This window comes from Yeguia hominis (genome assembly GCF_014384705.1).
GTDB lineage: Bacteria > Bacillota > Clostridia > Oscillospirales > Acutalibacteraceae > Yeguia > Yeguia hominis.
This window is the reverse complement of record NZ_JACRSN010000017.1, coordinates 20454-33304: the sequence shown is the minus strand read 5'-3', so window position 1 is coordinate 33304 and position 12851 is coordinate 20454. Positions and strand designations below refer to the sequence as shown.

At 50.7% G+C, this 12851-nt stretch carries 13 protein-coding genes; all 13 read left to right on the top strand.

The genetic code is table 11. The annotated features are described in order from the left end of the window. Window positions 1-4: 4 nt before the first annotated feature. The 13 genes from IAG03_RS10715 to IAG03_RS10655 all read left to right on the top strand — a co-directional run bounded on the left by IAG03_RS10715 (window position 5) and on the right by IAG03_RS10655 (window position 12448). Window positions 5-712, top strand: coding sequence for a response regulator (locus tag IAG03_RS10715; RefSeq protein ID WP_249320028.1), 708 nt, complete (start codon window positions 5-7; stop codon window positions 710-712). Between the two features lie 208 nt (window positions 713-920). After that, window positions 921-2456 (top strand): DUF1538 domain-containing protein, encoded by a 1536-nt coding sequence (locus IAG03_RS10710; protein WP_249320027.1) that lies wholly within the window; start codon window positions 921-923, stop codon window positions 2454-2456. Then, the gene (locus IAG03_RS10705; protein WP_249320026.1) at window positions 2453-3130 is read left to right on the top strand and encodes a P-II family nitrogen regulator; all 678 of its coding nucleotides are present in this window, start codon (window positions 2453-2455) and stop codon (window positions 3128-3130) included. The genes IAG03_RS10710 and IAG03_RS10705 overlap by 4 nt, the downstream gene beginning before the upstream one ends. Before the next feature lie 181 nt (window positions 3131-3311). Beyond that, on the top strand, window positions 3312-3557 hold the full coding sequence (gene secG / locus IAG03_RS10700; protein ID WP_249320025.1) for a preprotein translocase subunit SecG: 246 nt from the start codon (window positions 3312-3314) through the stop codon (window positions 3555-3557). Between the two features lie 218 nt (window positions 3558-3775). After that, window positions 3776-4084, top strand: coding sequence for a hypothetical protein (locus IAG03_RS10695; protein WP_249320024.1), 309 nt, complete (start codon window positions 3776-3778; stop codon window positions 4082-4084). 43 nt (window positions 4085-4127) lie between these two features. Next, entirely contained in the window at window positions 4128-6149 is a 2022-nt protein-coding gene (locus IAG03_RS10690) for a V-type ATP synthase subunit I (RefSeq protein ID WP_249320023.1), read from the top strand. Then, complete coding sequence (locus tag IAG03_RS10685; protein WP_249320022.1) at window positions 6146-6622, top strand: V-type ATP synthase subunit K; 477 nt, start codon at window positions 6146-6148, stop codon at window positions 6620-6622. Before IAG03_RS10690 ends, IAG03_RS10685 begins: the two co-directional genes overlap by 4 nt. 42 nt (window positions 6623-6664) lie before the next feature. Beyond that, window positions 6665-7258, top strand: a complete 594-nt coding sequence (locus IAG03_RS10680) for a V-type ATP synthase subunit E (RefSeq protein ID WP_249320021.1) — start codon at window positions 6665-6667, stop codon at window positions 7256-7258. Between the two features lie 29 nt (window positions 7259-7287). Further along, a complete protein-coding gene (locus IAG03_RS10675) occupies window positions 7288-8268 on the top strand; it encodes a V0D/AC39 family V-type ATPase subunit (RefSeq protein ID WP_249320020.1) in 981 nt (326 codons plus the stop codon). Next, window positions 8261-8581 carry a V-type ATP synthase subunit F gene (locus IAG03_RS10670; RefSeq protein WP_249320019.1) on the top strand — a complete coding sequence of 107 codons (321 nt, stop codon included), beginning with the start codon at window positions 8261-8263 and terminating at the stop codon, window positions 8579-8581. Before IAG03_RS10675 ends, IAG03_RS10670 begins: the two co-directional genes overlap by 8 nt. Window positions 8582-8602: 21 nt before the next feature. Continuing rightward, window positions 8603-10369, top strand: coding sequence for a V-type ATP synthase subunit A (locus tag IAG03_RS10665; protein WP_249320018.1), 1767 nt, complete (start codon window positions 8603-8605; stop codon window positions 10367-10369). Further along, complete coding sequence (locus IAG03_RS10660) at window positions 10369-11739, top strand: V-type ATP synthase subunit B (RefSeq protein WP_249320017.1); 1371 nt, start codon at window positions 10369-10371, stop codon at window positions 11737-11739. The genes IAG03_RS10665 and IAG03_RS10660 overlap by 1 nt, the downstream gene beginning before the upstream one ends. Window positions 11740-11779: 40 nt before the next feature. Next, the gene (locus IAG03_RS10655) at window positions 11780-12448 is read left to right on the top strand and encodes a V-type ATP synthase subunit D (RefSeq protein ID WP_249320016.1); all 669 of its coding nucleotides are present in this window, start codon (window positions 11780-11782) and stop codon (window positions 12446-12448) included. The last annotated feature ends 403 nt before the right edge of the window (window positions 12449-12851 follow it).

The window sequence follows — 12851 nt, the reverse complement described above, 5'->3', positions numbered from 1 at the left end:
GCGTTTGGGAATCAAGCAGACGGTTCTGATTGTGGAAGATGAAAACAACATCAGCAATTTTATGACGACCATTCTCACGGCCAATCAATATAACGTCATCAAGGCGTCCAACGGCGCATCTGCCTTTTCTATGATTACTTCGCATTGTCCGGATCTTGTTTTGCTCGATCTCGGACTGCCCGACATGGATGGGCTGAAGATTATCAAAACGGTACGGGAATGGTCACAAATTCCGATCATTGTCGTGTCCGCCCGGACGCATGAACGGGACAAGGTGGAGGCGCTGGATCTTGGGGCGGATGATTATATTTCAAAGCCGTTTGGAACCTCAGAGCTTCTTGCCCGGATCCGGACTGCGCTGCGGCATTCCGGAACAAACGGGGCAAATACGAATGTGATCCAGACCGGAAAGTTTCAGGCTGGTGATATGACAATCGACTACGACAAACTGCATGTTCTGATTCGCGGGGAAAATGCACGCCTGACGCAAAACGAATATAAAATTGTCGCCCTTTTGGGAAAATACGCAGGCAAAGTATTGACGTACGATTTTATCATCAAAGCAATTTGGGGACCAAGCGCCAAATGTGACAATCAGATCCTGCGCGTTAATATGGCGAATATACGCCGGAAAATCGAAAAAAATCCGGCTGAACCGGAATATATTTTTACAGAAGTCGGCGTAGGGTACCGGATGATTGAGGGAGACTAAACGGTTTGCGGATCCTGTTTACAAACCGTTCAGAGTTTTTTTGTTTTTCGGCAACCTCATGCGGGCAGATTTATGGTATAATGATGGTATAATGTGAAGTTCCTGATCCTTGTGTTTCCCTGTTTTCGGAATATCTTTTTTGGCGAATACATATTTTGTAAAGGCTTATTTGATGATGCAAAAACGAAAGATATCGAGGTAGCTGCAATTGAGAAAAAACAGAACGATCCTGAAAGAAAAAATTAAAGAATCCCTGTTGTCTGTCATTCCGGTAACAGGAATCGTTCTGTTGCTTTGCTTCACGATTACCCCAATCCCGAACGGCACGCTCATGGCTTTTGTGATGGGCGCCGTTTTACTGATTCTTGGGATGGGCTTTTTTACGCTTGGTGCGGAAATTGCTATGACGCCGATGGGGGAGGCTGTCGGTTCGCACATGACGCGTACCAAGAAGCTTTGGGTCGTCATTGCGGTTTCTCTTTTCGTTGGAATTATGATTACGATCTCCGAGCCGGATCTGCAGGTTCTCGCAGAGCAAGTTCCCAATATTCCCAATATGACGCTCATTCTCTGCGTGGCGGTTGGAGTCGGGCTGTTTCTGGTTTTGGCGATGCTTCGAATTCTGTTCCGGATTCGGCTTTCCTTTTTGCTGATCGGATTTTATGCTGCGATTTTTTTAATTGCCGCATTTGTTTCGCCGGAATTTATTGCTGTTTCCTTTGATTCCGGCGGTGTGACAACCGGTCCGATGACCGTTCCGTTTATTATGGCGCTCGGAATCGGCGTTTCCTCGATTCGAAGCGATAAAAATGCAGAGAGTGACAGCTTTGGACTTGTTGCCCTTTGTTCGATTGGGCCGATCCTCGCGGTGCTGATTTTGGGTGTTCTCTTTACGCCCGGAGAGAGTCTGTACACGTCGTTTGCGGATATCAATATTCAGAACTCCAAGGAGCTTTGGGCGCTGTTTGCCAATGAATTCCCGCGCTACGTGAAGGAAATCGCCATTGCGCTTGCACCAATTGTGATATTTTTCCTGATTTATCAGTTTGTCGCGCTGCATCTGCGTATGCGGCAGCTCGGAAAAATGCTCATCGGCGTGCTGTATACCTATGTCGGTCTGGTTCTCTTTTTAACCGGCGCAAATGTCGGATTCATGCCGGTCGGCAATCAGATCGGCAAACTGATCGGGGAACTTCCGTACAGCTGGATTATGATCCCGATCGGGGCTGCGCTTGGGTATTTTATCGTCACAGCGGAGCCTGCGGTATATGTTCTCACAAAGCAGGTCGAGGAAGTAACCTCCGGACTGATCCCCAAAAAGGCCATGGAGGTCAGTTTGTCTGTCGGCGTTGCAATTTCTGTTGCACTTTCTATGGTAAGGGTGTATACTGGTCTTCCGATTTTCTGGTTTTTGGTTCCGGGATACCTGCTTGCCCTTTGTCTGACTTTTTTTGTGCCGGATATCTTTACTTCGATTGCATTTGACTCCGGCGGCGTTGCCTCCGGGCCTATGACGGCAACTTTTTTGCTCGCGTTTTCTATGGGTGCCTGCGAAGCGATTGGCGGCAACATTGTGACGGATGCGTTTGGAATCGTGGCGATGGTTGCGATGACGCCGCTCATCACCATTCAGGTACTGGGACTGATTTACCGGATCCGTCTGAAAAAGGAAGAACCGGTTATGGAAGCGGAAGCACGCGAAGAGGAAGAGATCATCGAGCTTTCGGAGGAGACAAGTCTATGATAGAAATCTGTTTTCTGATGTTGATTGTAAAACGCAGTGACAGTGAGAATTATATCGAATTATGCAGGGAAAACGGAATGTCCATGCTGTTTGGCGTCCCGTGCAGGGGGACCGCAAAACGGAAAACATTGGATTTATGGGGACTGGAGGAGACCGAAAAAACCGCATTTTTTACGGTCGCCTCCTCTGCAACCGCGCGGAGGCTGATGCGGCGGTTTACGGAAGATCTCAAAATGAATCTTCCGAACCATGGAATTGCGGCGGCTATCCCGGTGCATAGTATCGGCGGCAGTTCACTGCTTCGGAATTTTACCTATCGATGCTTGGATACGGAAAGCGGGGAAGACAACATGGAAACAGCAGCGCAATCGCGGGAACTGATTGTTGCAATTTTGAAAAACGGAACGGCGCAAACTGCAATGGATGCTGCGCGCGTTGCGGGTGCGACCGGCGGAACGGTGATTCACGCAAAAGAAATTGCAACCGAATATGCACAAAAGTTTTTCGGCGTTTCTATTGCGGAAGAGAAAGAGCTGCTTTATATTATTACAGAAACCGAAAAGCGCAACGGGATTATGAAGGCCCTGATGCAGGAGAAAGCCTTTGTGTTTTCGTTGCCGGTTGCAATGACAGCCGGGCTGCATGACGCGCCGGTTGTCAAAACAGAAGAATAAAGAAGACTCGGCGGGCGGAACGGTGGTGACCGCTGGATGATCTTCTCCTAAATTCAGCCGGTTTCTTGTGCAGCAGCGATAAAAAGACAAGATATTGTAGGTTTTTTCGAAAACCGCTTGCATATCGAAACGGATTGTGCTATTATACTATAAGTCACTTTCTTGAATTAGGAGGCAAAAGATGTCAGCGTTACAAATTATCTTCGGAGTAATCCTTTTACTGTTTTCGGTCGGGATTGTTTTTGTTGTCCTGCTTCAGGAAGGACATCAGCAGAATCTTGGTGCGATTACAGGCGGCGCGGATACGTTCCTTTCCAAAAACAAAGCGCGGTCGATTGATGCGTTTCTCTCGAGATGGACAAAATTCATTGCAATTGGATTTTTTGTCCTGGTAATCGTTATTAACGCGATCATGTTTTTTGCATAAGTTTGCATAAAGTTCCGTTGCGATGGTAAGCCCTCCGGTGTTTCCGGAGGGCTTTTTTGTATGTTCGGAAACAAAATAAAAAGTTTTATTCTGTATGGTTTTTCTCCTTTTTTCACAAGAAAAAAAGCAAGAATCTTACAAGAAAAACGTGTATAAAAAATTGACGAAACGATTTATTTGTTGTATGATAGAAATAATTGTGTAAAGGTGGTGATAAGGTGGTTCAGGAGACGATCAAAACTGTTAAGGAAGCGGAAAGCCGGGCTGCACAAATTTTAGCAGATGCACAGGCAAGCGGAAAAAAACAAATTTCCGAAGCACGTGCGGCAGCCGCCCAGCAGCGCGAAAAGGCGCTTGAAATGGCCTCTAAAGAAGCGCTTGCTGCAATGGAAAAGGCAAAAGCTGACGGCGAAATGCAGACTTCCGCTGCGGAAACTGCTGTAAAAGCAGAAATTTCTGCGCTTCGGCAGCATGCTGCAGCAAAGGAAGAGGAAGCCGTTCGTTTGATTCTGTCTGAGCTGATTTAACTGAGTCAGAAGCCGAATCCATAGAAAAAGGAGGGTTACGCCCATGGCGGTATTGCAGATGCAGCACATTGCGATCTGCGCACTGAAAAAAGACCGGAAGGCAATTCTGGAGCTTTTGCAGCGGCGCGGCGTCGTAGAGATCTCCGATGATCTTGCAGAAGACGACGTTTTTCATAAAGCTGATGTGTCCGCCTCACAAACAATCTTTACCAAAAACGCCCTGACCGCTGACTACGCGTTGGAAGTTTTGCAGGAATATGCGCCGGAAAAAACCTCGATGCTTGCTTCTCTTAACGGGAAAGAGCAGATTTCTCTTGAGCGTTATGATGAAATTGCCAAGCGTCACGATGCGGTGATCGACGTTGCCAAGCAGATTCTTGCCTTGACAAAACAAATTGCCGAGGACAAAGCGTCCCTGCTGAAAACTGAAACGAAAATTGAAGCGCTGACCCCGTGGCTTTCGCTCGATGTTCCGATGAATTTTTCCGGAACGGAGCAGACGGCTGCATTTATTGGTTCCATTGGAGAATCTATGACGCTTGAGGCATTTTATCAGCGTCTGGCGGCAATCGCGCCGGATCTCGAGGCCTTTACCGCAGAGATCCTCTCGCAGGATGCCAACCAGACTTGCCTCTTTGTAACTTGCCTGCGGCAGGAGCAGGCGAAAATGGAAGAAGCGCTGCGTGAATCCGGATTTTCCCGGCCTGCGCAGAACATTCGGGAGGTTCCGGCAGAACGGCTGGAGCGTCTCCGGACGAAGCTTTCTGAAACCGAAAAAGAAATCCGGAATCTGGAAACAGAAATTGCCGGATTCAAAGATAGCCGGGAAGATTTGCGTCTCGTTTCGGATTATTATCAGACCCGTGCAGAAAAGTACCGGGTTCTCGGCGGTCTTTTACAGTCAAAAAAGACCTTTGTTTTGACCGGATATATTCCGGAAAGAAACGCCGGAGCGCTGAAATCGGAGCTTGAGAGCAAATTTGACCTTTCTGTGGAATGCTATGCACCCAGCGAGGAAGAGGAGCCGCCGGTTTTGCTGCAAAATGCAAAAGTGCCGGCTGCGGTCGAAGGGGTTGTGGAATCCTACGGCCTTCCCGGAAAAGGCGATATGGATCCGACGAGCGTCATGTCCATTTTCTATTATGCCTTTTTCGGCCTGATGCTTTCCGATGCGGCGTATGGATTTGTAATTTTCCTTGCGTGCTTTATCCTGCTTAAGAAATTTAAGAACATGGAAATCAGCATGCAGAAATCCCTTCGGATGTTTATGTATTGCGGAATTTCGACGATGTTCTGGGGCGTGATGTTCTCCAGCTACTTCGGCGATGTGGTGGATGTCGTGTCCACGACGTTCTTTGGACATCCGGTTTCTGTCCCGCCGGTGTGGTTCATTCCGCTCGAAGAACCGATGCGGATGCTGCTGTATTCGCTGCTCTTCGGAACGATCCACCTGTTTACCGGATTGGGTATGAAAGGGTATATGCTGCTGCGCGACCGGAAAATTGTGGACTTCTTCTGTGACGTGGTCCTCTGGTTCTGTCTCCTGATCGGTCTGCTGATCATGCTGCTTCCCAGCAGCCTGTTCGCTTCGATCGCACAGATGGAAATCGTATTCCCGGCGTTTGTCAACACGCTCGGCAAGGTTCTTGCCATCGGCGGTGCAGTAGGCATCTGTCTGATGTCCGGACGCGCCAACCGCAATTGGGGCAAACGAATCGCGCTCGGCGCCTATGATCTTTACAACATTACCGGATGGCTCAGCGACGTGCTGTCCTATTCCCGTCTTCTGGCGCTCGGTCTGGCAACAGGCGTTATCGCTTCTGTTATCAACCAGATGGGCAGCATGATCGGGAACAACTTCTTTGGGATCGTGGCGTTTATCATCATCTTTATTCTTGGACATACGCTCAACCTTGCGATCAATATGCTTGGCGCTTATGTCCATACAAACCGGTTGCAGTTTGTCGAATTTTTCGGCAAGTTTTATGAGGGCGGGGGAAGAGCCTTCAACCCGTTCCGTACCAATACCAAATATACAAATATTAAGGAGGAAATCAAATCATGAGTGAGATGGGAACTGTTTTTGCATTGTTGGGTGCTGCGCTGGCAGTGATTTTGGCGGGTATCGGATCTGCTTACGGTGTCGGAATCGCCGGTCGTGCGGCTGCCGGTGTGGTAACAGAGGATCCGAGTAAGTTTGCGAAGGTTCTGCTGCTGCAGCTTCTGCCTGGTACGCAGGGCATCTATGGCCTGCTGGTTGCATTTATTACCCTCTCGAACACGGGTTTGCTCAGCGGTGCGCCGAAGGAGATCTCTCTTGCAAACGGTCTGATGATTCTGGCTGCCTGCCTGCCGATCGGCATTGTCGGTCTGGTTTCTGCAATGCACCAGGGCAAAACCTCTGTTGCAAGTATTGGAATCGTTGCAAAGAAACCGGAGCAGTTCGGTAAAGCAATGCTGTTCCCGGCAATGGTTGAAACCTATGCGATTCTGGCATTGCTGATCTCGATCCTTGCTGTAACGGCGATTAAGCTTTAATCTGGGTATTACGCCCCTATCAAACAGAAGGAGAGCGGAGATATGACCGGACTTGAAAAGATGGTCGGCCGGATTTTGGAAGATGCCAAACAGACGGCGGATCAGAATTTACAGGAAGCGAGGGAAGAAGCAGAGAAGATCAAGGCGGATTCTCTTGCGCAGACGCAGTCGCTCTGCGACAATGTCGCGCGGAAATCGGAACTGGAGGTTCAGAATTACCTGGATCGCACGGCGTCTTCTGCGGATCTCTTAAAACGGAAAGCCCTGCTCAAAGCCAAGCAGGAAATTCTTTCTGAAACGCTTACAAAGGCCTATCGGGCAGCTGTTTCGCTGGACGATGACGCCTATTTTGCCATGCTGGAAAAAATGATGCAGAAGTTTTCTCTGCCGATGGCAGGAGAACTTTGCCTTTCGCAAAAGGATCTTGCGCGGCTTCCGGCTGGATTTGTTGAAAAAGCAAACGCAATTGCCGAAGAAAAAGGCGGTTCTTTACAGCTTTCAAAAGAACCGAAATCCATTGACGGCGGGTTTGTCCTTGTTTATGGCGGCGTAGAAGAAAACTGCTCTTTTGAAGCGATTTTCCGCGCACAAAAGGACGACCTCCAGGATAAAATCTATGCACTGTTGTTTCAGTGACGCCTGTTTCCGCGAAAGAGAGGGATAGCATGTCTAATAGTATGGAATATACCTACGCGGTTGCGCGGATCCGGGCAAAAGAGACGACGCTGTTTTCCGGCGCGGTGATTGAGCAGCTTTTGGGCTGCAAGAGCTATGAAGAAGCCATCCGGTTCTTGAAAGAAAAAGGATGGGGAAGCGCAGAGGCAGACGAAACTGCAGAGTCGCTTCTGGCTGCAGAACGGGAAAAAACCTGGGAAATCATCCGGGAATTGGCGCCGGATCTTTCCGTGTTTGACGTTCTTTCCTATTCGAAAGAATTTCATAATCTGAAAGCGGCAATCAAAGAGGCCTGCTCCACCGAAAAAGCGTTGACGGCGAATCTCTATTATGAGGATGCCTCCCTGAAACGGGGAGCGCTTCTGGAACTGATTCGGGAAAAAGCCTTTGGCGATTTGCCGGAGAGCATGGCGGCCGCTGCGGAAGAGGCTTATACCACGCTTCTGCATACCCGGGACGGACAGCTTTGCGATGTCATTTTGGACCGCGCAGCGCTCGAAGCCATCCTGGCTGCCGGAAAAGATGCCGATGATGCGATTATTCGCGAGTATGCGGAATCCACCGTTGCCATCGCCGATATTAAAATTGCAGTCCGCGCGCAAAAGACGGGAAAATCCCTGGAGTTTATGAAACGCGCGATGGCGCCGTGCGAAACCCTTTCTGTGGATTCGCTGGCCCGTGCTGCAGTGAGCGGCGACGCAGCGCTCCGGGATTATCTTTCCGGAACCGATTACGCAGAGGGCGCCCAGGCAATGGCGCAGTCTCCCTCTGCTTTTGAGCGCTGGTGCGACAACCGGATCATCCGGACAATCGCACCGCAAAAATACAATTCGTTTTCCGTGGGACCGCTGTTTGCGTATCTGCTTGCACGGGAAAATGAAATTAAAACAGTTCGGATTATTCTTACCGGCAAGCTCAATGAGATGCCGGAGGCTTCCATCCGGGAAAGGGTAAGGGATATGTATGTATAAGATCGCAGTGCTTGGCGACTACGACAGCATTTACGGTTTTGCAGTGCTTGGGCTGGATATCTTTCCCGTATCGGAACCGGAGGAGTCTGCCAAACTGTTGCACCGGCTTGCCGGAAGCGACTACGCCGTGATTTATGTGACGGAAGCAGCCGCTGCGGCAATCGGGGAAAAAATGAAACAATATCAGGGACAGGTCCTGCCCGCTGTGATTCTGATTCCGGGCGTTTCCGGCAATACCGGGGAGGGCGTTGCCGGCGTGAAACGCTCCGTTGAACAGGCAGTCGGTTCTGATATTCTTTTCAGCAATCATTAAGAAAGGTGGGTGATTCGTCCCATGAGCAAAGGTGTTATTAAAAAAGTCGCGGGTCCGCTCGTTATTGCCGAGGGAATGCGCGATGCCAATATGTACGACGTCGTCCGCGTCAGCAGCCAGCGCCTGATCGGGGAAATTATTGAGATTCATGGCGATGAGGCTTCTGTGCAGGTTTATGAAGAGACCTCCGGCCTTGGACCGGGCGAACCGGTGGAATCGATGGATATGCCGCTCTCTGTGGAACTCGGGCCGGGCCTGATTTCCAGCATTTACGACGGCATCCAGCGTCCGCTGGACGATATTATGAAAGCTTCCGGAAATAACCTCAAACGCGGTGTTGAGGTTCCTTCTCTCAAGCGCGATATCAAGTGGAAATTTGTACCGACCGTGAAGGTGGGGGATTCGGTGGAAGCCGGAGACATCATCGGAACGGTACAGGAAACCGTGATTGTCGAGCAGCGAATCATGGTGCCGTATGGCGTAAAAGGTACGGTGAAGGAGATTACTGCCGGCGAGTTTACTGTTGAGGAAACCGTTGCGGTGATCGAAACCGAAACCGGTGACCGCCCGCTGACGCTGATGCAGAAGTGGCCGGTTCGCCGCGGACGCCCGTACCAGGAGAAGCTGCCGCCCGCAATGCCGCTGATTACCGGCCAGCGCGTGATTGACGCATTGTTCCCGATTGCCAAAGGCGGTGTGGCTGCCGTTCCCGGTCCGTTCGGTTCCGGCAAAACTGTTATTCAGCATCAGCTTGCAAAATGGGCTGAGGCAGATATCGTGGTTTATATTGGCTGCGGTGAGCGCGGAAACGAAATGACGGACGTTCTCAACGAGTTCCCGGAACTGAAAGACCCGAAAACCGGTGAATCTCTGATGGAACGGACCGTTTTGATTGCCAATACTTCGGATATGCCGGTTGCGGCGCGCGAAGCGTCCATTTATACCGGTATCACCATTGCGGAATATTTCCGTGATATGGGATATTCTGTCGCGCTGATGGCAGACTCGACTTCCCGCTGGGCAGAGGCGCTGCGTGAAATGTCCGGCCGGCTCGAAGAGATGCCCGGTGAAGAAGGCTATCCTGCATACCTCGGTTCCCGTCTGGCGCAGTTCTATGAGCGCGCGGGCCGCGTGGTTTCGCTCGGCAAAGACGGCCGCATTGGCGCACTTTCCGTAATCGGCGCTGTGTCGCCTCCGGGCGGCGATATTTCCGAGCCGGTTTCGCAGGCAACCCTGCGAATTGTCAAGGTGTTCTGGGGACTGGATTCCGCGCTTGCGTATAAGCGTCATTTCCCGGCCATCAACTGGCTCAACAGCTATTCGCTCTATGTCGATAATATGGCCAACTGGTTTACGGAGAACGTTTCCGAGGACTGGATGCAGCTGCGGCAGCACCTGATGACCCTCCTGCAGAACGAAGCGGAACTCGAAGAAATCGTCAAGATGGTCGGTATGGATGCGCTTTCTGCGCCGGATCGTCTCAAAATGGAGGCTGCCCGCTCGATTCGTGAGGACTTCCTGCATCAGAACTCCTTCCATGAGATTGATACCTACACTTCCCTCGAAAAGCAGCTCTTTATGATGCGTCTGGTTCTGGCTTATTATGATCTCTCTGTCGAAGCGCTTTCCAAGGGCGCACAGGTGGAAGATCTCATTAAGCTGCCTGTCCGCGAGAAGATCGGCCGTTACAAATACACGGTAAACGATGAAATTGAGAGCGCTTATGAGGCAATCAATAAGGAATTGGCTTCTGAAATCGCTGAGGTCGTAGGGAAGGAGGACTTCTAATGCCAAAAGAGTATCGTACTATTCAGGAGGTCGCCGGCCCTCTTATGCTTGTCAAGGGTGTTGAAAATGTCACCTATGATGAACTCGGCGAAATTGAACTTGCTTCCGGCGAGACCCGCCGCTGCAAGGTTCTCGAAATTGACGGCGGCAACGCGCTGGTTCAGCTCTTTGAAAACTCCACCGGAATTAACCTTTCCAACAGTAAGGTTCGCTTCCTGGGACGCACCATGGAGCTCGGCGTTTCCGAGGATATGCTCGGCCGCGTTTTCGACGGACTGGGCCGTCCGATTGATAACGGTCCGGAAATCCTGCCGGAAGAGCGTCGGGACATCAATGGCCTTCCGATGAATCCGGCCGCGCGCAGCTATCCGGAGGAATTTATCCAGACCGGTATTTCTGCGATTGACGGCCTAAATACGCTGGTTCGTGGCCAGAAGCTGCCGATTTTCTCGGCTTCCGGTCTGCCGCATGCCAACCTGGGCGCGCAGATTGCAAGACAGGCAAAGGTTCGCGGAACCGATGAGCCGTTCGCCGTTGTTTTTGCAGCAATGGGTATCACGTTCGAAGAGTCGAACTTCTTTATCGAGAGCTTTAAGGAAACCGGCGCCATCGACCGGACCGTGCTCTTTATCAACCTCGCAAACGACCCCGCTGTTGAGCGTATCGCGACGCCGCGTATGGCGCTGACGGCTGCGGAGTATCTTGCTTTCGAAAAAGGCATGCATGTTCTCGTAATCTTGACGGATATTACGAACTACGCCGATGCACTGCGTGAAGTTTCGGCTGCGCGGAAAGAAGTTCCGGGCCGCCGCGGATATCCGGGTTATCTCTATACGGACCTTGCGACGCTCTATGAGCGTGCCGGTCGGCAGAAGGGCAAGAGCGGCAGCATTACGATGATTCCGATCCTGACCATGCCGGAAGATGACAAGACGCACCCGATTCCGGACTTGACCGGGTATATCACAGAGGGTCAGATTATCTTAAGCCGTGAGCTTTACCGCAAGGGCATTACACCGCCGATCGACGTTCTTCCGTCGCTTTCGCGTCTGAAAGATAAGGGAATCGGCGAGGGAAAAACCCGTGCGGATCATGCTAACACCCTCAACCAGCTCTTTGCCGCCTATGCACGCGGAAAAGAAGCGAAGGAACTCATGGTCATCCTGGGTGAAGCTGCGCTTTCGGATACCGACCTGATCTACGCCAAATTTGCGGATGCATTCGAAAAAGAATATGTCTCGCAGGGTTACACCACCAACCGCGATATCGAAGAAACGCTGAACATTGGTTGGAAACTGCTTTCCATTTTGCCGCGCGGGGAACTCAAGCGTATCGACGACAAGTACCTCGATCTGTATTACGGCAAATAAGACCGATTCGGCAAATCAATGCGGAAAGGAGTGATCCCATTTGGCGTCCACACAGGTAAATCCTACCCGGATGGAACTGACGCGTCTGAAAAAGAAGCTGGCAACCGCTGTCCGCGGACACAAGCTTTTGAAGGATAAGCGCGACGAGCTGATGCGTCAATTTCTGGATCTTGTCCGGGAAAATATGGCGCTTCGCGAAAAAGTAGAAGCAGGCATCCGTTCGGCAAACAAAAACTTTGTCATTGCCAAGGCCGGAATGTCTGAGGAAATTCTCAATGTTGCGCTGATGGCGCCGAAGCAGGAGGTTTTCCTGAATACCGATACGAAAAATATCATGAGTGTCGATATCCCCGTGTTTGAATACAAAACCCGGACAGCCGACAGCAACGATATTTATTCCTACGGTTTTGCGTTTACCTCCGGTGACCTCGACGGTGCGGTCAAGTCGCTTGCCGATATCCTGCCGGATATGCTGCGCCTGGCAGAGTGTGAAAAGTCCTGCCAGCTGATGGCGAGTGAAATTGAAAAAACGCGCCGGCGCGTCAATGCGCTTGAGCATGTGATTATCCCGGAAACCCAGAAGAACATCAAGTATATTACGATGAAGCTCGATGAAAACGAGCGGAGTACGCAGATTCGCTTGATGAAGGTTAAGGATATGATGTTGGAGCAGGCGCACCATTACAGCGAAAAACTTTATACGGAATGATATTTTTTAGCAGGATCGTCCCCGGTACGCACCGGAGGCGGTCCTGCTTTTTGCTTTTTGGGTTTCGGACGGATTCTCAGGATGATCCTGGCCTGCAACTCCGATCTAAAACGATGTGATCTTTTTTGGAAAGATCGATCGGCGCAAAGCGGCAGGATCCCACTGTGCGGTACTGTTTCTAAGGACCAACACGCCCATTTGGGCGCCGGCGGATAGTTGTCCTTTTCGCCTTTGCTTGTACCAGTAAGCCTGCATCCGAAAGACATTATTATTCGAAAATTTGTCGCCGACAGGTGCGCGCAATTTTGCCGGAAATGCCAGGAAAAGACCGCAGAGCATTCCGCCGATATTGCCAAGAGGCCGCATGGGGGATGGGCGTGTTTCAACGCATCAAAACCGTGTT

What these genes read in the sequence shown, in the direction of transcription:
- IAG03_RS10665 (WP_249320018.1), top strand. Translation starts at nt 8,603, where the DNA reads ATGAGCAAAGGTGTTATTAAAAAAGTCGCGGGTCCGCTCGTTATTGCC.
- IAG03_RS10670 (WP_249320019.1), top strand. Translation starts at nt 8,261, where the DNA reads ATGTATAAGATCGCAGTGCTTGGCGACTACGACAGCATTTACGGTTTT.
- IAG03_RS10685 (WP_249320022.1), top strand. Translation starts at nt 6,146, where the DNA reads ATGAGTGAGATGGGAACTGTTTTTGCATTGTTGGGTGCTGCGCTGGCA.
- secG (WP_249320025.1), top strand. Translation starts at nt 3,312, where the DNA reads ATGTCAGCGTTACAAATTATCTTCGGAGTAATCCTTTTACTGTTTTCG.
- IAG03_RS10680 (WP_249320021.1), top strand. Translation starts at nt 6,665, where the DNA reads ATGACCGGACTTGAAAAGATGGTCGGCCGGATTTTGGAAGATGCCAAA.
- IAG03_RS10705 (WP_249320026.1), top strand. Translation starts at nt 2,453, where the DNA reads ATGATAGAAATCTGTTTTCTGATGTTGATTGTAAAACGCAGTGACAGT.
- IAG03_RS10660 (WP_249320017.1), top strand. Translation starts at nt 10,369, where the DNA reads ATGCCAAAAGAGTATCGTACTATTCAGGAGGTCGCCGGCCCTCTTATG.
- IAG03_RS10675 (WP_249320020.1), top strand. Translation starts at nt 7,288, where the DNA reads ATGTCTAATAGTATGGAATATACCTACGCGGTTGCGCGGATCCGGGCA.
- IAG03_RS10690 (WP_249320023.1), top strand. Translation starts at nt 4,128, where the DNA reads ATGGCGGTATTGCAGATGCAGCACATTGCGATCTGCGCACTGAAAAAA.